This is a genomic window from Salmonella sp. SSDFZ54, from assembly GCF_004010735.1.
In the GTDB taxonomy this organism is placed as follows: domain Bacteria; phylum Pseudomonadota; class Gammaproteobacteria; order Enterobacterales; family Enterobacteriaceae; genus Salmonella; species Salmonella enterica.
This window is the reverse complement of the sequence record NZ_CP034819.1, coordinates 743,882-763,868: the sequence shown is the minus strand read 5'-3', so window position 1 is coordinate 763,868 and position 19,987 is coordinate 743,882. Positions and strand designations below refer to the sequence as shown.

20 protein-coding genes are annotated in these 19,987 nt (G+C 44.3%); 17 read left to right on the top strand and 3 right to left on the bottom strand.

Features of this window, described 5'->3' with window-relative positions:
* Position 1 precedes the first annotated feature (1 nt).
* From sipB to sptP, 8 genes are all read left to right on the top strand, one after another.
* Positions 2-1,783 carry an SPI-1 type III secretion system needle tip complex protein SipB gene (gene sipB / locus EOS97_RS03620; RefSeq protein ID WP_000245782.1) on the top strand — a complete coding sequence of 594 codons (1,782 nt, stop codon included), beginning with the start codon at positions 2-4 and terminating at the stop codon, positions 1,781-1,783.
* Between the two features lie 27 nt (positions 1,784-1,810).
* A complete protein-coding gene (gene sipC / locus EOS97_RS03615; RefSeq protein ID WP_000909028.1) occupies positions 1,811-3,040 on the top strand; it encodes an SPI-1 type III secretion system needle tip complex protein SipC in 1,230 nt (409 codons plus the stop codon).
* 70 nt (positions 3,041-3,110) lie between these two features.
* Complete coding sequence (sipD, locus tag EOS97_RS03610) at positions 3,111-4,142, top strand: SPI-1 type III secretion system needle tip complex protein SipD (RefSeq protein ID WP_000932241.1); 1,032 nt, start codon at positions 3,111-3,113, stop codon at positions 4,140-4,142.
* A gap of 18 nt (positions 4,143-4,160) precedes the next feature.
* Positions 4,161-6,218 carry an SPI-1 type III secretion system effector SipA gene (gene sipA / locus EOS97_RS03605; protein WP_000258823.1) on the top strand — a complete coding sequence of 686 codons (2,058 nt, stop codon included), beginning with the start codon at positions 4,161-4,163 and terminating at the stop codon, positions 6,216-6,218.
* Positions 6,219-6,236: 18 nt separating this feature from the next.
* On the top strand, positions 6,237-6,485 hold the full coding sequence (locus tag EOS97_RS03600) for an acyl carrier protein (protein WP_001055579.1): 249 nt from the start codon (positions 6,237-6,239) through the stop codon (positions 6,483-6,485).
* A gap of 43 nt (positions 6,486-6,528) precedes the next feature.
* Positions 6,529-6,789, top strand: a complete 261-nt coding sequence (locus EOS97_RS03595; protein WP_000692255.1) for a hypothetical protein — start codon at positions 6,529-6,531, stop codon at positions 6,787-6,789.
* Between the two features lie 26 nt (positions 6,790-6,815).
* Entirely contained in the window at positions 6,816-7,208 is a 393-nt protein-coding gene (gene sicP / locus EOS97_RS03590) for a chaperone SicP (RefSeq protein ID WP_127836121.1), read from the top strand.
* Positions 7,195-8,826, top strand: coding sequence for an SPI-1 type III secretion system effector GTPase-activating protein SptP (sptP, locus tag EOS97_RS03585; RefSeq protein ID WP_000922308.1), 1,632 nt, complete (start codon positions 7,195-7,197; stop codon positions 8,824-8,826). Before sicP ends, sptP begins: the two co-directional genes overlap by 14 nt.
* Positions 8,827-8,879: 53 nt before the next feature.
* Here sptP and iagB read toward each other — a convergent pair whose 3' ends face one another.
* From iagB to hilD, 3 genes are all read right to left on the bottom strand, one after another.
* On the bottom strand, positions 8,880-9,362 hold the full coding sequence (gene iagB / locus EOS97_RS03580) for an SPI-1 type III secretion system invasion protein IagB (RefSeq protein ID WP_000558930.1): 483 nt from the start codon (positions 9,360-9,362) through the stop codon (positions 8,880-8,882).
* Positions 9,363-9,379: 17 nt separating this feature from the next.
* Positions 9,380-11,041, bottom strand: coding sequence for a transcriptional regulator HilA (gene hilA / locus EOS97_RS03575; RefSeq protein WP_001120081.1), 1,662 nt, complete (start codon positions 11,039-11,041; stop codon positions 9,380-9,382).
* 1,088 nt (positions 11,042-12,129) lie between these two features.
* Positions 12,130-13,059: a transcriptional regulator HilD gene (gene hilD / locus EOS97_RS03570; protein WP_000432699.1), complete on the bottom strand. Its 930-nt coding sequence runs from the start codon at positions 13,057-13,059 to the stop codon at positions 12,130-12,132.
* A gap of 315 nt (positions 13,060-13,374) precedes the next feature.
* Here hilD and prgH point away from each other — a divergent pair, with 315 nt between their 5' ends.
* The 9 genes from prgH to sprB all read left to right on the top strand — a co-directional run bounded on the left by prgH (position 13,375) and on the right by sprB (position 19,939).
* Positions 13,375-14,553 (top strand): type III secretion system inner membrane ring protein PrgH, encoded by a 1,179-nt coding sequence (prgH, locus tag EOS97_RS03565; RefSeq protein WP_000450196.1) that lies wholly within the window; start codon positions 13,375-13,377, stop codon positions 14,551-14,553.
* A gap of 24 nt (positions 14,554-14,577) precedes the next feature.
* On the top strand, positions 14,578-14,820 hold the full coding sequence (prgI, locus tag EOS97_RS03560) for a type III secretion system needle filament protein PrgI (protein WP_000235228.1): 243 nt from the start codon (positions 14,578-14,580) through the stop codon (positions 14,818-14,820).
* An 18-nt stretch (positions 14,821-14,838) separates the two neighbouring features.
* Entirely contained in the window at positions 14,839-15,144 is a 306-nt protein-coding gene (gene prgJ / locus EOS97_RS03555; protein WP_000020431.1) for a type III secretion system inner rod protein PrgJ, read from the top strand.
* Positions 15,141-15,899, top strand: a complete 759-nt coding sequence (gene prgK, locus EOS97_RS03550) for a type III secretion system inner membrane ring lipoprotein PrgK (protein ID WP_000621238.1) — start codon at positions 15,141-15,143, stop codon at positions 15,897-15,899. Before prgJ ends, prgK begins: the two co-directional genes overlap by 4 nt.
* Positions 15,871-16,470 carry an oxygen-regulated invasion protein OrgA gene (gene orgA / locus EOS97_RS03545; protein WP_001591231.1) on the top strand — a complete coding sequence of 200 codons (600 nt, stop codon included), beginning with the start codon at positions 15,871-15,873 and terminating at the stop codon, positions 16,468-16,470. The genes prgK and orgA overlap by 29 nt, the downstream gene beginning before the upstream one ends.
* Positions 16,427-17,098, top strand: coding sequence for a type III secretion system linker protein OrgB (gene orgB, locus EOS97_RS03540; RefSeq protein WP_000916655.1), 672 nt, complete (start codon positions 16,427-16,429; stop codon positions 17,096-17,098). Before orgA ends, orgB begins: the two co-directional genes overlap by 44 nt.
* A 15-nt stretch (positions 17,099-17,113) precedes the next feature.
* On the top strand, positions 17,114-17,566 hold the full coding sequence (locus EOS97_RS03535) for a type III secretion system effector protein OrgC (protein WP_127836120.1): 453 nt from the start codon (positions 17,114-17,116) through the stop codon (positions 17,564-17,566).
* Between the two features lie 345 nt (positions 17,567-17,911).
* The gene (hilC, locus tag EOS97_RS03530) at positions 17,912-18,799 is read left to right on the top strand and encodes an invasion transcriptional regulator HilC (RefSeq protein ID WP_000243998.1); all 888 of its coding nucleotides are present in this window, start codon (positions 17,912-17,914) and stop codon (positions 18,797-18,799) included.
* 384 nt (positions 18,800-19,183) lie between these two features.
* Positions 19,184-19,939, top strand: coding sequence for a transcriptional regulator SprB (sprB, locus tag EOS97_RS03525; protein ID WP_001246668.1), 756 nt, complete (start codon positions 19,184-19,186; stop codon positions 19,937-19,939).
* Positions 19,940-19,987 lie beyond the last annotated feature (48 nt).

Genomic DNA, 19,987 nt, shown 5'->3' with positions numbered 1-19,987 from the left:
TATGGTAAATGACGCAAGTAGCATTAGCCGTAGCGGATATACCCAAAATCCGCGCCTCGCTGAGGCGGCTTTTGAAGGCGTTCGTAAGAACACGGACTTTTTAAAAGCGGCGGATAAAGCTTTTAAAGATGTGGTGGCAACGAAAGCGGGCGACCTTAAAGCCGGAACAAAGTCCGGCGAGAGCGCTATTAATACGGTGGGTCTAAAGCCGCCTACGGACGCCGCCCGGGAAAAACTCTCCAGCGAAGGGCAATTGACATTACTGCTTGGCAAGTTAATGACCCTACTGGGCGATGTTTCGCTGTCTCAACTGGAGTCTCGTCTGGCGGTATGGCAGGCGATGATTGAGTCACAAAAAGAGATGGGGATTCAGGTATCGAAAGAATTCCAGACGGCTCTGGGAGAGGCTCAGGAGGCGACGGATCTCTATGAAGCCAGTATCAAAAAGACGGATACCGCCAAGAGTGTTTATGACGCTGCGGCCAAAAAACTGACGCAGGCGCAAAATAAATTGCAATCGCTGGACCCGGCTGACCCCGGCTATGCACAAGCTGAAGCCGCGGTAGAACAGGCCGGAAAAGAAGCGACAGAGGCGAAAGAGGCCTTAGATAAGGCCACGGATGCGACGGTTAAAGCAGGCACAGACGCCAAAGCGAAAGCCGAGAAAGCGGATAACATTCTGACCAAATTCCAGGGAACGGCTAATGCCGCCTCTCAGAATCAGGTTTCCCAGGGTGAGCAGGATAATCTGTCAAATGTCGCCCGCCTCACTATGCTCATGGCCATGTTTATTGAGATTGTGGGCAAAAATACGGAAGAAAGCCTGCAAAACGATCTTGCGCTTTTCAACGCCTTGCAGGAAGGGCGTCAGGCGGAGATGGAAAAGAAATCGGCTGAATTCCAGGAAGAGACGCGCAAAGCCGAGGAAACGAACCGCATTATGGGATGTATCGGGAAAGTCCTCGGCGCGCTGCTAACCATTGTCAGCGTTGTGGCCGCTGTTTTTACCGGTGGGGCGAGTCTGGCGCTGGCTGCGGTGGGACTTGCGGTAATGGTTGCCGATGAAATTGTGAAGGCGGCGACGGGGGTGTCGTTTATTCAGCAGGCGCTAAACCCGATTATGGAGCATGTGCTGAAGCCGTTAATGGAGCTGATTGGCAAGGCGATTACCAAAGCGCTGGAAGGATTAGGCGTCGATAAGAAAACGGCAGAGATGGCCGGCAGCATTGTTGGTGCGATTGTCGCCGCTATTGCGATGGTCGCGGTCATTGTGGTGGTCGCAGTTGTCGGGAAAGGCGCGGCGGCGAAACTGGGTAACGCGCTGAGCAAAATGATGGGCGAAACGATTAAGAAGTTGGTGCCTAACGTGCTGAAACAGTTGGCGCAAAACGGCAGCAAACTCTTTACCCAGGGGATGCAACGTATTACTAGCGGCCTGGGTAATGTGGGTAGCAAGATGGGCCTGCAAACGAATGCCTTAAGTAAAGAGCTGGTAGGTAATACCCTAAATAAAGTGGCGTTGGGCATGGAAGTCACGAATACCGCAGCCCAGTCAGCCGGTGGTGTTGCCGAGGGCGTATTTATTAAAAATGCCAGCGAGGCGCTTGCTGATTTTATGCTCGCCCGTTTTGCCATGGATCAGATTCAGCAGTGGCTTAAACAATCCGTAGAAATATTTGGTGAAAACCAGAAGGTAACGGCGGAACTGCAAAAAGCCATGTCTTCCGCGGTACAGCAAAATGCGGATGCTTCGCGTTTTATTCTGCGCCAGAGTCGCGCATAAAAACTGCCAAAATAAAGGGAGAAAAATATGTTAATTAGTAATGTGGGAGTAAATCCCGCCGCTTATTTAAATAATCATTCTGTTGAGAATAGTTCACAGACAGCTTCGCAATCCGTTAGCGCTAAAGATATTCTGAATAGTATTGGTATTAGCAGCAGTAAAGTCAGTGACCTGGGGTTGAGTCCTACACTGAGCGCGCCTGCGCCAGGGGTATTAACGCAAACCCCCGGAACGATCACGTCCTTTTTAAAAGCCAGTATTCAAAATACCGACATGAATCAGGATTTGAATGCTCTGGCAAATAATGTCACGACTAAAGCGAATGAGGTTGTGCAAACCCAGTTACGCGAGCAGCAGGCAGAAGTCGGAAAGTTTTTTGATATTAGCGGAATGTCTTCCAGTGCCGTTGCGCTGTTGGCTGCCGCGAATACGTTAATGCTGACGTTGAACCAGGCTGATAGCAAACTGTCTGGTAAGTTGTCATTAGTCAGCTTTGATGCAGCTAAAACGACGGCAAGCTCCATGATGCGCGAAGGGATGAATGCGTTGTCCGGTAGTATTTCCCAGAGCGCGCTTCAGTTGGGGATCACTGGCGTGGGCGCCAAACTGGAATATAAGGGGCTGCAGAATGAAAGAGGCGCGCTTAAACATAATGCCGCGAAGATCGATAAACTGACCACTGAAAGCCACAGTATTAAAAACGTGCTGAACGGGCAGAATAGCGTCAAACTCGGTGCTGAAGGCGTCGATTCTCTGAAATCGTTAAATATGAAGAAAACCGGTACCGATGCGACGAAAAATCTTAATGATGCGACGCTTAAATCTAATGCCGGAACCAGCGCCACGGAAAGTCTGGGTATTAAAGACAGTAATAAACAAATCTCCCCTGAACATCAGGCTATTCTGTCGAAACGTCTTGAGTCTGTCGAATCCGATATTCGTCTTGAGCAGAATACCATGGATATGACCCGAATCGATGCGCGCAAGATGCAGATGACGGGCGATCTGATTATGAAAAACTCAGTTACGGTCGGTGGTATTGCAGGGGCGTCCGGGCAGTACGCCGCTACTCAGGAACGTTCCGAGCAGCAAATTAGCCAGGTGAATAACCGGGTTGCCAGCACCGCATCGGACGAAGCCCGTGAAAGTTCACGTAAATCGACCAGCCTGATTCAGGAAATGCTGAAAACAATGGAGAGCATTAACCAGTCGAAAGCATCCGCACTCGCTGCTATCGCAGGCAATATTCGCGCTTAATCTGAAAGGTCATCTATACGCCATCAGGGGTGTGATTTAATCGCGCTCCTGATGGCGAACTGGGGATATTATGCTTAATATTCAAAATTATTCCGCTTCTCCTCATCCGGGGATCGTTGCCGAACGGCCGCAGACTCCTTCGGCGAGCGAGCACGCCGAGATTGCCGTGGTACCGTCTACCACAGAACATCGCGGTACAGATATCATTTCATTATCGCAGGCGGCTACTAAAATCCAGCAGGCACAGCAGACGCTGCAGTCAACGCCACCGATCTCTGAAGAGAATAATGACGAGCGCACGCTGGCGCGCCAGCAGTTGACCAGCAGCCTGAATGCGCTGGCGAAGTCTGGCGTGTCATTATCCGCAGAGCAAAATGAGAACCTGCGGAGCGCGTTTTCTGCGCCGACGTCGGCCTTATTTAGCGCTTCGCCTATGGCGCAGCCGAGAACAACCATTTCTGATGCTGAGATTTGGGATATGGTTTCCCAAAATATATCGGCGATAGGTGACAGCTATCTGGGCGTTTATGAAAACGTTGTCGCAGTCTATACCGATTTTTATCAGGCCTTCAGTGACATTCTGTCCAAAATGGGAGGCTGGTTATTACCAGGTAAGGACGGTAATACCGTTAAGCTAGATGTTACCTCACTCAAAAATGATTTAAACAGTTTAGTCAATAAATATAATCAAATAAACAGTAATACCGTTTTATTCCCAGCGCAGTCAGGCAGCGGCGTTAAAGTAGCTACTGAAGCGGAAGCGAGACAGTGGCTCAGTGAATTGAATTTGCCGAATAGCTGCCTGAAATCTTATGGATCCGGTTATGTCGTCACCGTTGATCTGACGCCATTACAAAAAATGGTTCAGGATATTGATGGTTTAGGCGCGCCGGGAAAAGATTCAAAACTCGAAATGGATAACGCCAAATATCAAGCCTGGCAGTCGGGTTTTAAAGCGCAGGAAGAAAATCTGAAAACCACATTACAGACGCTGACGCAAAAATATAGCAATGCCAATTCATTATACGACAACCTGGTAAAAGTGCTGAGCAGTACGATAAGTAGCAGCCTGGAAACCGCCAAAAGCTTCCTGCAAGGATAACAGAAGAGGATATTAATAATGGTTACAAGTGTAAGGACTCAGCCCCCCGTCATAATGCCAGGTATGCAGACCGAGATCAAAACGCAGGCCACGAATCTTGCGGCGAATCTTTCCGCAGTCAGAGAAAGTGCCACAACGACGCTGTCAGGGGAAATTAGAGGCCCGCAACTGGAAGATTTTCCCGCGCTGATCAAACAGGCGAGTCTGGATGCGTTGTTTAAATGCGGGAAAGACGCTGAGGCGTTAAAAGAAGTTTTTACCAATTCAAATAATGTCGCCGGTAAGAAAGCGATAATGGAGTTTGCCGGGCTCTTTCGTTCAGCGCTCAACGCCACCAGTGATTCTCCTGCGGCGAAGACGCTACTGATGAAGGTGGGGGCAGAGTATACCGCGCAAATCATAAAAGATGGCCTGAAAGAAAAGTCAGCTTTTGGGCCATGGCTGCCAGAAACAAAGAAAGCGGAAGCGAAGCTGGAAAACCTGGAAAAGCAGCTGTTAGATATCATCAAAAATAACACTGGCGGTGAATTAAGTAAATTATCGACGAATCTTGTTATGCAGGAGGTGATGCCCTATATTGCTAGCTGCATTGAACATAACTTTGGCTGTACGTTGGATCCGTTAACCCGCAGCAGTCTTACGCAGCTTGTTGACAAAGCGGCGGCGAAGGCGGTTGAGGCGCTTGATATGTGCCACCAAAAATTAACGCAAGAGCAGGGTACCAGCGTAGGACGGGAAGCCCGGCACCTTGAAACGCAAACGTTGATACCCCTGCTGCTACGTAATGTTTTTGCACAAATTCCTGCAGATAAACTGCCTGACCCTAAAATTCCGGAACCTGCGGCTGGACCAGTACCTGATGGTGGGAAAAAAGCAGAACCTACGGGTATTAATATCAATATTAATATTGATAGCAGTAGCCATAGCGTGGATAACAGTAAGCATATTAACAATAGCCGAAGCCATGTCGATAATAGCCAGCGCCATATCGATAATAGCAACCATGATAATAGCCGGAAGACGATTGATAATAGCCGAACATTTATTGATAACAGCCAACGCCATGGCGAGTCACACCATTCGACTAACAGCAGTAACGTAAGTCATAGTCATTCGCGTGTGGATTCGACTACGCATCAAACGGAGACGGCACACAGCGCCAGCACAGGGGCAATTGACCATGGCATCGCGGGTAAAATTGACGTCACGGCTCATGCGACGGCAGAGGCTGTGACCAACGCTTCATCCGAAAGTAAAGATGGAAAGGTGGTCACGTCAGAAAAGGGCACTACGGGTGAAACACCCTCTTTTGATGAAGTTGATGGCGTAACCAGCAAGAACATTATCGGCAAGCCTGTACAGGCCACGGTGCACGGCGTTGATGATAATAAACAGCAAAGCCAGACGGCAGAGATTGTGAATGTGAAGCCGCTTGCCAGTCAACTGGCTGGCGTCGAGAATGTTAAAATCGATACCTTACAATCAGACTCGACGGTAATTACAGGTAATAAAGCCGGTACGACCGATAATGATAATAGCCAGACAGATAAGACTGGCCCATTTTCTGGTTTGAAGTTTAAGCAAAATAGTTTCCTCTCAACAGTACCGAGCGTTACGAATATGCATTCAATGCATTTCGACGCCCGTGAGACGTTTTTGGGTGTGATACGTAAAGCCCTGGAGCCGGATACCTCCACACCGTTCCCTGTACGCAGAGCGTTTGACGGCTTGCGTGCGGAAATATTACCCAATGACACGATAAAGAGTGCAGCGTTGAAAGCGCAATGTAGCGATATTGACAAGCACCCAGAATTGAAAGCGAAAATGGATACGCTTAAAGAGGTCATTACTCATCATCCACAAAAAGAAAAACTGGCTGAGATTGCACTGCAGTTTGCCAGAGAGGCGGGGCTGACCAGGCAAAAAGGGGAAACTGACTATGTGTTAAGTAATGTGCTGGACGGCCTTATCGGAGACGGTAGCTGGCGAGCTGGCCCAGCTTACGAGTCATACCTGAATAAACCTGGCGTGGATCGGGTTATTACTACCGTTGATGGCTTGCACATGCAGCGTTAATTAACCGGGAAAGATGCGATGAATATGGATATTGAAGCAAGAGTCAAAAAAGTGATCACCTCTTGTATTGCCGTTGATGTTGATAGTATCAATGGTCAGACCCATCTGGTTGAGGATCTTTACGCTGACTCATTGGATTTAATTGATATTGTATTTGGTCTTAGTGAGGAGTTTGACATTAGTTGTAATGAAAACGATCTTCCTGATATGACGACCTTTGCGGATATATGTCGTGTTGTTAAAAAAAGTCTTGAGTCCAGGGTGTAGTATTTTTCTCTCGCTCGACAACAATTGAACAAGATTAATTGTTATGAAAATCATCACACATGTAGTACCCGGTTCAGGTATGTCTGCAATATATGATGATATTGCTGACAGTCCGCGTTTTGTTATTAAAGGCAAGTTACGTCATGTTGAAAATGATCCGAAGGAGCTGCTGATATGTGTTCCGATGCGTAGTGAATGGCTATTCTACTGGATTAAAGGAGAGAAATATTGCGCCCGGCGATGGGCGCGAAAATGCATCAAAACATCATGTAACCAGATTAAATTTGAAGAAGCAATCTTATAAAAGATATAATTCAAGAGGAAAGTAAATTGCAAGCACACCAGGATATTATCGCTAATATTGGTGAGAAATTGGGTTTACCGCTCACTTTTGACGACAACAATCAGTGCTTATTACTACTCGATAGCGATATTTTTACGTCTATTGAAGCTAAAGATGATATCTGGTTATTGAACGGTATGATTATACCGTTATCGCCTGTTTGTGGCGATTCTATCTGGCGGCAGATTATGGTGATTAATGGTGAACTGGCTGCGAATAATGAAGGTACGTTAGCGTATATTGATGCTGCAGAGACGTTGTTGTTTATACATGCAATTACCGATCTGACAAATACTTACCATATTATATCGCAGCTTGAGTCATTTGTGACTCAGCAGGAAGCGCTCAAAAACATACTGCAGGAATATGCTAAAGTATGAGGAGAGAAAATTGAATAATTTAACGTTGTCTTCGTTTTCAAAAGTTGGTGTGTCGAATGATGCCCGACTTTATATTGCTAAGGAAAATACTGATAAGGCATATGTTGCGCCTGAAAAATTTTCGTCAAAAGTATTAACCTGGCTTGGAAAAATGCCGTTATTTAAAAACACTGAAGTGGTGCAAAAACATACGGAAAATATCAGAGTACAGGACCAAAAGATTTTACAGACATTTCTCCATGCACTAACGGAAAAATATGGGGAAACAGCGGTTAATGACGCACTGTTAATGTCCCGTATAAATATGAACAAACCCCTTACCCAACGTTTAGCAGTGCAGATCACGGAGTGTGTAAAAGCTGCTGACGAAGGGTTTATAAACCTTATTAATAGCAAGGATAATGTTGGTGTCAGGAATGCCGCTTTAGTCATAAAAGGCGGCGATACAAAAGTGGCAGAAAAAAATAACGATGTTGGAGCAGAAAGTAAGCAACCTTTACTCGATATCGCGCTAAAGGGACTTAAAAGAACATTACCGCAACTGGAACAAATGGATGGAAATAGCCTGCGAGAAAACTTCCAGGAGATGGCTTCAGGTAACGGCCCGCTGCGTTCATTAATGACGAATTTACAGAATTTAAATAAAATTCCAGAGGCTAAACAACTTAATGATTATGTTACAACGTTAACAAATATTCAGATAGGAGCAGACAGGTTCTCACAATGGGGAACCTGTGGGGGAGTGGTTGAGAGGTGGATTGATAAAGCCTCTACCCATGAATTAACCCAGGCTGTAAAAAATATTCACGTTATTGCTAAAGAACTGAAAAACGTTACAGCTGAACTTGAGAAAATAAAAGCCGGCGCGCCAATGCCACAGACGATGAGCGGACCGACACTGGGCCTGGCACGGTTTGCGGTCAGCAGCATTCCAATTAATCAGCAAACCCAGGTGAAACTGAGCGATGGAATGCCTGTGCCAGTGAATACGTTAACTTTTGACGGTAAGCCTGTGGCATTAGCCGGTTCGTACCCAAAAAATACGCCGGATGCGCTGGAAGCGCATATGAAAATGCTTCTTGAAAAAGAATGTTCGTGCCTGGTGGTGTTAACGTCGGAAGATCAGATGCTGGCAAAACAATTACCACCCTATTTCAGAGGGAGCTACACCTTTGGCGAGGTGCATACCAACAGCCAAAAAGTGAGTTCAGCCAGTCAGGGAGGTGCGGTAGACCAATACAATATGCAACTGTCCTGCGGGGAAAAGCGGTATACAATCCCGGTATTGCATGTGAAAAATTGGCCAGATCACCAGCCGTTACCGTCTACGGATCAGTTAGAATACCTGGCGGATATTGTGAAAAATAGTAACCAAAATGGCGCGCCGGGGCGTAGTTCATCAGATAAGCATTTACCGATGATTCATTGTCTGGGCGGAGTGGGAAGAACCGGAACGATGGCGGCGGCCCTTGTACTTAAGGATAATCCTCATAGTAATCTGGAGCAGGTACGTGCAGATTTCCGGGATTCACGGAACAATAGAATGCTGGAAGACGCCTCACAGTTTGTACAACTAAAAGCAATGCAAGCCCAGTTGCTTATGACGACGGCAAGCTGATAAAAAAATAGCTTACTTTTAGAACTATCTGAAAGTAAGCTATTCCTGTCTCATTATTTGTTTACCGCGATAGAAAGTCTTTTGTTTTTCTCTTCTGCTGACATCCCTTTTAATTTTCTGTAATTCTCCCAAATTTTTTTAGCATAACGTTTCCTTATATCCGATCGTTTCGGTGACGTCCCCGCATTATAAGCGCCAACGGCCTCCCAGCTATAACCGTAGATTTTCATCATATCTGATAAAATGGATGCGCCCACAATGACAGAAATGCAGGGGTCCTGTAACAACTGTTTTTCACTAATCCCCATTTTTTTCAGCCTTTTCATATGGAAGCTGTTAATTTGCATCAGGCCAAGATCGGTTGAACCATCTCGGTTATGACCAATGGCGCCAGGTTTCATCGCCGATTCCTGCTGGGCGATAGCGTAAAGTAGTTCGGATTCAATATTGAACATTTTTTCAGCCTGAAGCCAGCAATCAGCCCATGCTGTATTTATGCTAAGCAACCAGATTACGATGATAAAAAAATAATGCATATCTCCTCTCTCAGATTTTACCGTAATTTAATCAAGCGGGGATCCTGTTTCCATCTTTTGAACCAAATATTGTCTTCGTTTTTAAATTTATTCCACATTTTCTCGGCAATAGCTTCGCCGTGGGCAACCAGCACTAACGGTAATAATCCCGGATTATTATCAATACGCTGTTCGCTTTCCAGAAACTCTCTTATCGTCGGTAAGGCACGCTCACTATTCTGACAGTATTCAGCATAAAGAAGATTAACAGCAATAAGCCCTGTTATTTCCTGCGTGGATATTTCTTTAGTTAATTTTCGTGCCAGTTCATGTTTACCTTTAATCGAAAGAAACATAACCTGCATACTTAATAATATTGGATTATCCTGCAAATGTTGTGAGCGTAATTCATCGCCTAAACGTATAGCATCATCAATACCGGTATGATAATAGGTAATCCACAGCTTAGTGATCCCTGCGGCTGCGCGCGTTGGATCCAATTTTAAACACTCGTTAATCGTTTGTAAGGCCTCCTCCAACTGACCAGCCATGAAGAGATTCCAGCCATAATAATATTTAATATCTGCAGAAATGGGCGAAAGTAAGTTAGCTTGTTTGAATAGCAAACTCCCGACGATGTATTCTGAATGAATCGTATTAATTAGCCCCAGTAATCCTAAAGCTTGTGGATTATTGTGGTCCAGCTCTGTCGCCTTAATCGCATGTTCTTTAGCTTTGATCATAGCGTTTTGTTTATCAAAAATCCCCATTTGCGCCATGCTGAGGTAGCATTCTGCCAGCGCACAGTAAGGCGCAATGCTGTTTGGCGACATGTTAACGCATTGAGTCAGCAATTTAAGCGCTTGCTGTAAGCTATAGGGGGTGTATTGATTTAACTCATGCTTACCGCGTAAGTAAACCATAGTACTGTCAATCGAATTTAGCTCGCTAATCTGCTTTGTGTCCCAGCGAAGCCCGGGAATACATCTGAGCAAAAGATTCGCAATTTTGTTTTGCAAGAGAGAAGCGGGTTGGTGTTCTATCAACTTAATGCTTTCCTGGTGCAGCAGGTGATAACCTTTAACCCGAACTATCTCGATCTGTACAATATTATCATTGCCATCGGGTATCATCTGCCCGGAGATATAATAATCGGGGCGTAATTGATCCATGAGCTCGAGAATATCCTTAACACTACGGCAGTTCTTCGTAATGGTCACCGGCAGCACGCTCAGGCCAAAGGGCGCATACTGCGATAATCCCTTCACGATAGAGTAATGCAGACTCTCGGATTGAACCTGATCCTGCATCTGAAAAGGAAGTATCGCCAATGTATGAGTCGTAGGTTGCGGCGCTGGCGGAGACACCACTACGACCGGACGATTAAACCGATAGCCCTGTCCGTACAGTGTTTCAATGTAACGATGCTCTTTATCTTCCGACAGAATACGTCGTAAGGCATAAATACAGCGGGTAAGAGATTCTTCGTTAACTTCCGCGTCGCCCCATACCTGGTCCAGTAAGGTGTTTTTACTCACAATCTCGCCGGCGGCTTCGAGCAGGATGACCAGAACGGCATATTCTTTTGGCGGAATATTGACTTTCTTTTCTGAGCGTAGCAGGGAGCCGTCCATGTTGAGTATGAAATCATCAAAGACGAATTTTTTATTCGATACAGGAACAGGATTAAAATGTGGCATGATAATAGTGTATTCTCTTACAGGGTGAAAAATTATAATAGCTAATACAAGTCGTTAGGATAGAATCTACTGTTTCAGTAATTCTGCTGTTAGTACTAACGGTCAGGTTGAGCTTTTATTATGAGCTTAATGTCATATTGTACGGGCTCGGGTTTATATATTTTTAACATTTGATTATTTAGCTTATGCCTGTGCTTTAAATAACTGACATGTTGGTAATAATATTGTTATAACTAACCGTGATTATCGAATGGACGCTGTCGTATATCCTGGAGCAGAGAGTCAGCGCCGGGCATCTAAATATTTACATATTTAACTTGGCCTCATTGCAATAGAGATTAGTTTTGTAGCTATCTTACTGCATTTTTGGGAGGTGTAAATGCTGCTTATTATATCTTCATGGTTAATGGTCTGATAATTACACCATCAGAACCATTTTTCTCGAAGATTTCCACTAAATGACCATTCGTTGAAAGTTTAAGAGTATAATTTGTCTTAGGTTCCAAAATATAAATGAAAGACTGTTTTTAATGGTGCGCTTATTTTTGTATTTTTTTGCAAAATAATGATATCGTCTTTTCTTTACTCCCTTCAGCTATAGCGTCAAAAAGGCAGGGGGTTTATGAGCAGTATCATCCTCAGGCTGGCCCCCAGGCATTATATCGATATCAGGAGGAAGAGAAGAGGTATGCCTGGCAGAAAGCTAACAAGCGTGACTGTTTCGGTGTAGACCGTTCAGGCAAATAGTTCTCAGAGGGAACGGATGATGTATAAATATGAATAAAATGCCGGCCTTAATCCACAGGGTTAAAGCCGGAAGGAGATAGTGTCATCTGGACGAATTCTTACGCTGTGAATAAGGCAATATCGGTTTACCAGTCATCATAGCGATGACAAGTTCACAAAAATCGTTTATATAATCAGCCTTACTTTAAATTACCAGAGATATCAGTATAAGCTGTCTTCCGGACAGAACAATGATGTTGAATAGCCTCCCATCCTGATAAAGCGTGTTAATGCGCAGTCTGAATTTTAAATTATTACAATTTTAATAAAAATCTTTACTTGAGTGACAGATACAAAAAATGTTAATGGTTCGCCATTTTTATGAATGTCGATGGCGTAGTTTTAAAATATTTTTTGAAACATTGAATGAAGTAGGACGTGCTGTCATAACCACATTTTAATGCTACAGCATTAACATTATGGTTGCCTATGCGTAAAAGTTTTGCTGCCTGATTCATTCTTGCCGATAAGTAGATGTCGCTAAAGCTGGTACCTTCTTCTGCAAGTTTCCGTTTGAGCGTTGACGTACTCATAAATATATGATCGGCAACATCCGTAAGCTTCCACTGTCTACTGGGTGACGAAGATATAATGTTGTAAACGCGCTCCTTTAACGTTATCTGAGCCGAGCTAAGGATGATCTCATAACTCTCCGGGAGTCGGAGAAAAGCAGTAAGCAGGAACAGCAGAAAATAAGGAATTAACTCTTCATTTTCAATACAACTCTTGTTGTTACAGTTACTGCAACCTTTGCTTGTATCCTTCGTACAGGAGAACGCCGTTTTCAGATGTTCAAATACCTCTCTTCTGGCAGGAAAGTCAGGCGTATAGAAGATTTTCTGCGCTTTCTCTGTGGGTACCGCCATTTTGGTTTGCTGCTCGTTTGGGATAAGTGCATAGAGAGCGCCAAGTCGTTGCGTCGGTATCTCGAGTATATCGAAATCCATGTGGCCATTGACCTCTTCAAGCGTCACGTTAACTACCTGCTCTTTTTTGAGCACCAACATCCCAGGTTCGTCACAGTAAATCGTATCGTGATTATTGCTAATCGTCAGTTTACCGCTCCGAAAGCAAACTAAAGTGAAACTGCTTACATAAAGATTTTTGATGGTAACCTGCTGAGTCTGACTTTTAATTTGCTGCCGGGTATTTGTCAAAAGTGATTTTAATTTCTGTAAGTTATCTGCGGCAGGACGCTGATGACTATTACTTACAAAGGTTACATTTTCCATATTATCCCTTTGTTGATGTTATTTTAATGTTCCTTACTGGTATCCTACTGAAAAAATCTGAGTTGTAAATGCTCTTTATTAGCGTGTGTTGGCAATGGTCTGATTGTTACACCAAAAGAACCCAAATTTGGGTAATTTATCTACAGTAGTTTAAGCCCCAATGGGGATGATGGTTCTTTTAATATGTGTTGAGACGCATTATACAGAATAAATTGATTTTATTTCTCACTTTTCATTCTATTTTCATCAGGAATCCCTGTGTCCTGTGCGGTAATCTGCTGCTATCGAGAACGACAGACATCGCTAACAGTATATATGGAAACATCAAAAGAGAAGACGATAACAAGCCCTGGGCCATACATAGTTCGATTACTTAACAGCTCACTGAACGGCTGTGAGTTTCCATTGCTGACAGGCCGAACACTCTTTGTGGTAGGTCAGAGTGATGCGCTCACTGCTTCAGGCCAACTCCCTGATATACCTGCCGATAGCTTTTTTATCCCGCTGGACCATGGCGGAGTAAATTTTGAAATCCAGGTGGATACGGATGCGACCGAAATTATACTCCATGAGCTGAAAGAAGGAAATTCTGAATCTCGTTCGGTGCAATTAAATACGCCAATACAGGTCGGTGAATTGCTTATCCTGATTCGCCCGGAAAGCGAGCCGTGGGTGCCCGAGCAGCCTGAGAAGTTAGAAACGTCTGCAAAAAAGAACGAGCCGCGTTTTAAAAACGGAATTGTAGCAGCACTGGCCGGGTTTTTTATATTGGGAATTGGGACGGTGGGGACGTTATGGATACTTAACTCGCCGCAGCGGCAGGCCGCAGAGCTCGATTCGTTATTGGGGCAGGAGAAGGAGCGCTTTCAGGTGTTGCCAGGACGGGACAAAATGCTCTATGTCGCTGCGCAAAATGAAAGAGATACGCTGTGGGCTCGTCAGGTTTTAGCGAGGGGCGATTATGATAAAAATGCGCGAGTGATTAACGAAAACGAAGAAAATAAGCGTATCTCTACCTGGCTGGATACCTATTATCCTCAGCTGGCTTATTATCGGCTTCATTTCGATGAGCCGCGTAAACCCGTTTTCTGGCTAAGCCGCCAGCGAAACACGATGAGCAAGAAAGAGCTCGAGGTGTTAAGTCAAAAGCTGAGAGCGCTAATGCCTTACGCGGATTCGGTTAACATCACGTTGATGGACGATGTTACCGCCGCAGGCCAGGCGGAAGCGGGGCTAAAACAGCAGGCGTTACCTTATTCCCGCAGGAATCATAAGGGGGGCGTAACGTTTGTTATTCAGGGGGCGCTCGATGATGTAGAAATACTCAGAGCCCGTCAATTTGTCGATAGCTATTACCGCACATGGGGAGGACGCTATGTGCAGTTTGCGATCGAATTAAAAGATGACTGGCTCAAGGGGCGCTCATTTCAGTACGGGGCGGAAGGTTATATCAAAATGAGCCCAGGCCATTGGTATTTCCCAAGCCCACTTTAATTTAACGCAAATAAGGAAGTCATTATGGCAACACCTTGGTCAGGCTATCTGGATGACGTCTCAGCAAAATTTGATACGGGCGTTGATAATCTACAAACGCAGGTAACAGAGGCGCTGGATAAATTAGCAGCAAAACCCTCCGATCCGGCGCTACTGGCGGCGTATCAGAGTAAGCTCTCGGAATATAACTTGTACCGTAACGCGCAATCGAACACGGTAAAAGTCTTTAAGGATATTGATGCTGCCATTATTCAGAACTTCCGTTAATCAGTTATAAGGTGGATTATGTCGATTGCAACTATTGTCCCTGAGAATGCCGTTATAGGGCAGGCGGTCAATATCAGGTCTATGGAAACGGACATTGTCTCGCTGGATGACCGGCTACTCCAGGCTTTTTCTGGTTCGGCGATTGCCACGGCTGTGGATAAACAGACGATTACCAACAGGATTGAGGACCCTAATCTGGTGACGGATCCTAAAGAGCTGGCTATTTCGCAAGAGATGATTTCAGATTATAACCTGTATGTTTCTATGGTCAGTACCCTTACTCGTAAAGGAGTCGGGGCTGTTGAAACGCTATTACGCTCATGATTCGTCGATATCTATATACCTTTCTGCTGGTAATGACCCTTGCCGGCTGTAAGGATAAGGATCTTTTAAAAGGACTGGACCAGGAACAGGCTAATGAGGTCATTGCCGTTCTGCAAATGCACAATATAGAGGCGAATAAAATTGATAGCGGAAAATTGGGCTATAGCATTACCGTTGCTGAGCCTGATTTTACCGCTGCGGTGTACTGGATTAAAACTTATCAGCTTCCTCCCCGGCCACGGGTGGAAATAGCGCAGATGTTCCCGGCGGATTCGCTGGTATCTTCTCCGCGAGCTGAAAAGGCCAGGTTATATTCGGCTATTGAACAGCGACTGGAACAGTCATTACAGACGATGGAGGGCGTGCTCTCCGCCAGGGTCCATATTAGTTATGATATTGATGCTGGTGAAAATGGCCGTCCGCCAAAACCTGTTCATCTGTCGGCATTAGCCGTATATGAACGAGGTTCGCCGCTTGCGCATCAGATCAGCGATATCAAGCGTTTCTTAAAGAATAGTTTTGCCGATGTGGATTATGACAACATTTCTGTTGTGTTGTCAGAACGTTCTGATGCCCAATTACAGGCTCCCGGCACACCAGTAAAACGTAATTCTTTTGCAACCAGTTGGATTGTGTTGATTATTTTGTTATCCGTGATGTCAGCAGGCTTTGGCGTCTGGTATTACAAAAACCATTATGCCCGCAATAAGAAAGGCATAACGGCTGATGATAAGGCGAAATCGTCAAATGAATAGGCAGCCATTACCCATTATCTGGCAAAGAATCATTTTTGATCCGTTATCGTATATCCATCCTCAGCGGTTGCAGATAGCACCGGAAATGATTGTCAGACCCGCCGCCAGGGCGGCGGCAAATGAGTTAATACTGGCGGCATGGCGGCTTAAGAACGGAGAAAAGGAGTGTATTCAAAACTCACTGACGCAGCTGTGGCTGCGTCAGTGGCGCCGACTGCCGCAGGTAGCGTATTTACTCGGTTGCCATAAACTGAGAGCCGATCTGGCAAGGCAGGGAGCCTTGCTTGGCCTGCCGGATTGGGCGCAAGCATTTTTGGCAATGCATCAGGGAACAAGTTTATCTGTCTGCAATAAGGCGCCGAATCACCGGTTTTTACTTAGCGTCGGGTATGCACAGTTAAATGCCCTGAATGAATTTTTACCTGAATCTTTAGCACAGCGTTTTCCTTTGCTTTTTCCTCCATTTATTGAGGAGGCATCGAAGCAGGATGCTGTAGAAATGTCAATTTTGCTACTGGCCTTACAATATGCTCAAAAATATCCCAATTCCGTCCCCGCTTTCGCCTGTTGAGGGGATACTGATAAAGCGTAAAACGCTGGAACGTTATTTCTCTATTGAAAGATTAGAACAGCAGGCGCATCAACGGGCTAAGCGTATTTTGCGAGAGGCGGAAGAAGAGGCAAAGACCTTGCGGATGTACGCCTATCAGGAAGGTTACGAGCAGGGAATGATAGACGCGTTACAGCAGGTCGCCGCTTATCTTACTGATAATCAGACAATGGCCTGGAAGTGGATGGAAAAAATACAGATTTATGCCCGCGAGTTATTTTCAGCTGCGGTCGACCATCCCGAAACGCTTTTAACCGTCCTGGATGAGTGGCTAAGGGATTTCGATAAGCCTGAGGGGCAACTTTTTTTAACACTACCAGTTAATGCGAAAAAAGATCACCAAAAACTGATGGTGTTGCTTATGGAGAACTGGCCAGGCACTTTTAATCTTAAATATCATCAGGAACAGCGCTTTATCATGAGTTGCGGCGATCAGATCGCAGAATTTTCACCTGAACAATTTGTTGAAACGGCAGTAGGCGTCATTAAGCATCATCTTGATGAACTTCCACAAGACTGCCGGACGATTTCTGATAACGCTATTAACGCACTTATTGATGAATGGAAGACAAAAACGCAAGCATTGTAAAATGGAGGTTATAAGGTGATACCGGGTACGATTCCGACTTCTTATATGGTCCCGACAGCGGATACTGAAGCGACGGGTGTGGTTTCGTTGAGTACCAGGGCCGCTATGCTGAATAATGTGGATAGTGCGCCTTTAAGCAATGGCGGCGACGTTGATCTTTATGATGCATTTTACCAACGACTTTTGGCGCTCCCTGAGTCAGCCTCTTCTGAAACGCTTAAAGATAGCATTTATCAAGAGATGAATGCCTTCAAAGATCCTAAAAGTGGTGATTCGGCTTTTGTTTCTTTTGAGCAGCAAACGGCTATGCTACAAAACATGTTAGCAAAAGTTGAACCGGACACCCATTTATATGAGGCTTTAAACGGGGTATTAGTTGGTACAATGAATGCACAGTCACAAATGACCTCCTGGATGCAGGAGATTATTTTATCGGGTGGGGAAAACAAAGAGGCAATTGACTGGTGAACCCCCCATTGCTGGCGATTTGTGATAAGGTATGGTGTATATATTAGCAAATAATGCAGAAAATGCACCATGCCAGTGTATCTATCTTATTGATGTATATGGATTATTAAGGTATCTACTAGGCGTTTTATTCTGAAATGATTATATTAATATTGTAAGCTTCCATTACAAAATTGTGCATAAAGTTTGTAAGAGTATCTTTTTGTGACGAAATGAACGCGCGTTGGAATGTAATTATTGGCTATAATAATAAAAAAATCGGATTTAAATCATCTCTGTGAGTTTTAATTATTTGTTTATAAGAATATAACGATTTTGAGTTCCTTATAGCACACAGGATAAAATATGGTATTGCCTTCAATGAATAAATCAGTTGAGGCCATTAGCAATAATCACCTTCAACAGCCGAACAAATTTCCATTAATAAATGGATTAGCTGACGTAAGAGACTATTATGTCGCAAACTGCTTATTATTTAAACTTAATAAAGGCAGTTTGCGAATTGAAAACGAATTTGGGGAGTTCATCGAACAATCTGCGCCGTGTTTATTTTTATTGGAAAAAGATCAAACAATCACTCTTAGTATGAGCGAAATAGAAGGGCATATTGATTTTTCTTCACTGGAAGTTTCCTATGACTTAATGCAAAAATTCTACAAAGTTTTTTACAGTACAAGAAACTATAATGATCGAGAGCTATCATTAAAAACGAAACCAAAGTATTTTTTTCATGCGGACTTGTTGCCAGGGATGAGTGATACTTTTGACTCTATTTTGCATGGTGTGGCATGTCCACGGGTTTGTAGTAACGTGAGTATTGATGATCATGATTATTCATATTTCTCATTGATGTATCTTATATCGGCATTTGTACGTAAGCCCGGTGGGTTTGACTTCCTTGAGCGAGCAATAAAAATTACGACAAAAGAGAAAGTTTATAACATTATTATCAGCGATCTCACCCGCAAATGGTCACAGGCTGAGGTGGCAGGAAAGCTGTTTATGAGCGTATCAAGTCTGAAGCGAAAACTGGCCGCTGAAGAGGTGAGTTTTAGCAAAATATACCTGGATGCTCGTATGAATCAGGCTATAAAATTATTACGTATGGGTGCTGGAAATATTTCACAAGTCGCGACGATGTGTGGCTATGATACGCCTTCTTATTTTATCGCTATTTTTAAACGGCATTTTAAGATTACACCGCTTAGCTTTATGCGTACGATGAACCATTGATTTGTGAAATTATTTTAAACGTTACTATCTGTTTGCGTTACAGATACCAAATATTTTTTTAATCGTAGTGTATATTTCAGTATCGCTACACCAGTGATATATAGTTAATGAAAGGGAATCGAAAGCGTTCATTGTCAGACATACATGGCCACCAGGCGTCGGGCAATCGTTGTACTCTAAGAGATTACAGTAAAGTAAAACAGCAAATTTAATCATTATCAGATTTGTAAAAGGAATTCATTTCGGTAACGACATTGCGCATGTAATAACGTATCTGGTCTTATTACCTTTGTAGTAAGAAGGCGTTATCTACTTGCGCAGTAGTCGCCCAGGAAGAAAAATTATTACCGAAGCTGTGGTCAGTTTTCAAAAAAGGATAAATAAATGAGAAATGTAATTATATACGGTATTAACTGGACTAATTGTTATGCCCTTCAGTCTATTTTTAAGCAAAAATATCCGGAAAAGTGCGTTAAAACGTGTAACTCATTAACCGCACTTTTGCATTCTCTATCCGATATGCCGGACGCCGGGCTGATTTTAGCTTTGAACCCGCATGAGCATGTTTATCTTTTTCATGCGTTGCAGACGCGGTTGCAGAACCGTAAAGTTTTGGTAGTGGCAGATCGCTTGTATTATATCGATCGCTGTGTGCTGCAATATTTTGGCGTTATGGATTATGTTTTAAAAGACGAACTATCCTGCGCTATCCGCTCGGATCGAGAGAAGCTCCGTCTTCCGGAAGCCTGGCTGCGTTTCTGCCACAGGCCACAAAAGAAAACCGTGGCTACTACGTATGCTTTTAATGCCGGCGAGACGCCGGAAGAGGTATTGTTTAATATCAATCAATACGCCTGGTGGAATCTACCTCCCGGCGTCACTCAGGCGAAATATGCGCTGCTGATATTATTATCCTCCGGACATCCGGCAATTGAACTGGCGAAAAAATTTGGTCTGGGAACAAAAACCGTCAGTATTTATCGTAAGAAGGTTATGTATCGTTTGGGGATGGACTCTTCACCGCTATCGCTGTTCCGGGGACTGAAACTAGACGCGCATTTACAGCGCACTGCTTTTGCACATAACCCTGCTGTACCTGACGATAATTGCGCGTTACCGATTGCGGTAGGAATGAATTAAAATATTTTTTATCATTTATGACCATGTGTTGAGCTTTTATTATAAAAA

Excerpts from the sequence above, each read along its gene's own strand:
- sipB (WP_000245782.1), top strand. The coding sequence starts at position 2 with ATGGTAAATGACGCAAGTAGCATTAGCCGTAGCGGATATACCCAAAAT.
- sipC (WP_000909028.1), top strand. The coding sequence starts at position 1,811 with ATGTTAATTAGTAATGTGGGAGTAAATCCCGCCGCTTATTTAAATAAT.
- sipD (WP_000932241.1), top strand. The coding sequence starts at position 3,111 with ATGCTTAATATTCAAAATTATTCCGCTTCTCCTCATCCGGGGATCGTT.
- sipA (WP_000258823.1), top strand. The coding sequence starts at position 4,161 with ATGGTTACAAGTGTAAGGACTCAGCCCCCCGTCATAATGCCAGGTATG.
- EOS97_RS03600 (WP_001055579.1), top strand. The coding sequence starts at position 6,237 with ATGAATATGGATATTGAAGCAAGAGTCAAAAAAGTGATCACCTCTTGT.
- EOS97_RS03595 (WP_000692255.1), top strand. The coding sequence starts at position 6,529 with ATGAAAATCATCACACATGTAGTACCCGGTTCAGGTATGTCTGCAATA.
- sptP (WP_000922308.1), top strand. The coding sequence starts at position 7,195 with ATGCTAAAGTATGAGGAGAGAAAATTGAATAATTTAACGTTGTCTTCG.
- iagB (WP_000558930.1), bottom strand. The coding sequence starts at position 9,362 with ATGCATTATTTTTTTATCATCGTAATCTGGTTGCTTAGCATAAATACA.
- hilA (WP_001120081.1), bottom strand. The coding sequence starts at position 11,041 with ATGCCACATTTTAATCCTGTTCCTGTATCGAATAAAAAATTCGTCTTT.
- hilD (WP_000432699.1), bottom strand. The coding sequence starts at position 13,059 with ATGGAAAATGTAACCTTTGTAAGTAATAGTCATCAGCGTCCTGCCGCA.
- prgH (WP_000450196.1), top strand. The coding sequence starts at position 13,375 with ATGGAAACATCAAAAGAGAAGACGATAACAAGCCCTGGGCCATACATA.
- prgI (WP_000235228.1), top strand. The coding sequence starts at position 14,578 with ATGGCAACACCTTGGTCAGGCTATCTGGATGACGTCTCAGCAAAATTT.
- prgJ (WP_000020431.1), top strand. The coding sequence starts at position 14,839 with ATGTCGATTGCAACTATTGTCCCTGAGAATGCCGTTATAGGGCAGGCG.
- prgK (WP_000621238.1), top strand. The coding sequence starts at position 15,141 with ATGATTCGTCGATATCTATATACCTTTCTGCTGGTAATGACCCTTGCC.
- orgA (WP_001591231.1), top strand. The coding sequence starts at position 15,871 with ATGATAAGGCGAAATCGTCAAATGAATAGGCAGCCATTACCCATTATC.
- orgB (WP_000916655.1), top strand. The coding sequence starts at position 16,427 with ATGCTCAAAAATATCCCAATTCCGTCCCCGCTTTCGCCTGTTGAGGGG.
- hilC (WP_000243998.1), top strand. The coding sequence starts at position 17,912 with ATGGTATTGCCTTCAATGAATAAATCAGTTGAGGCCATTAGCAATAAT.
- sprB (WP_001246668.1), top strand. The coding sequence starts at position 19,184 with ATGAGAAATGTAATTATATACGGTATTAACTGGACTAATTGTTATGCC.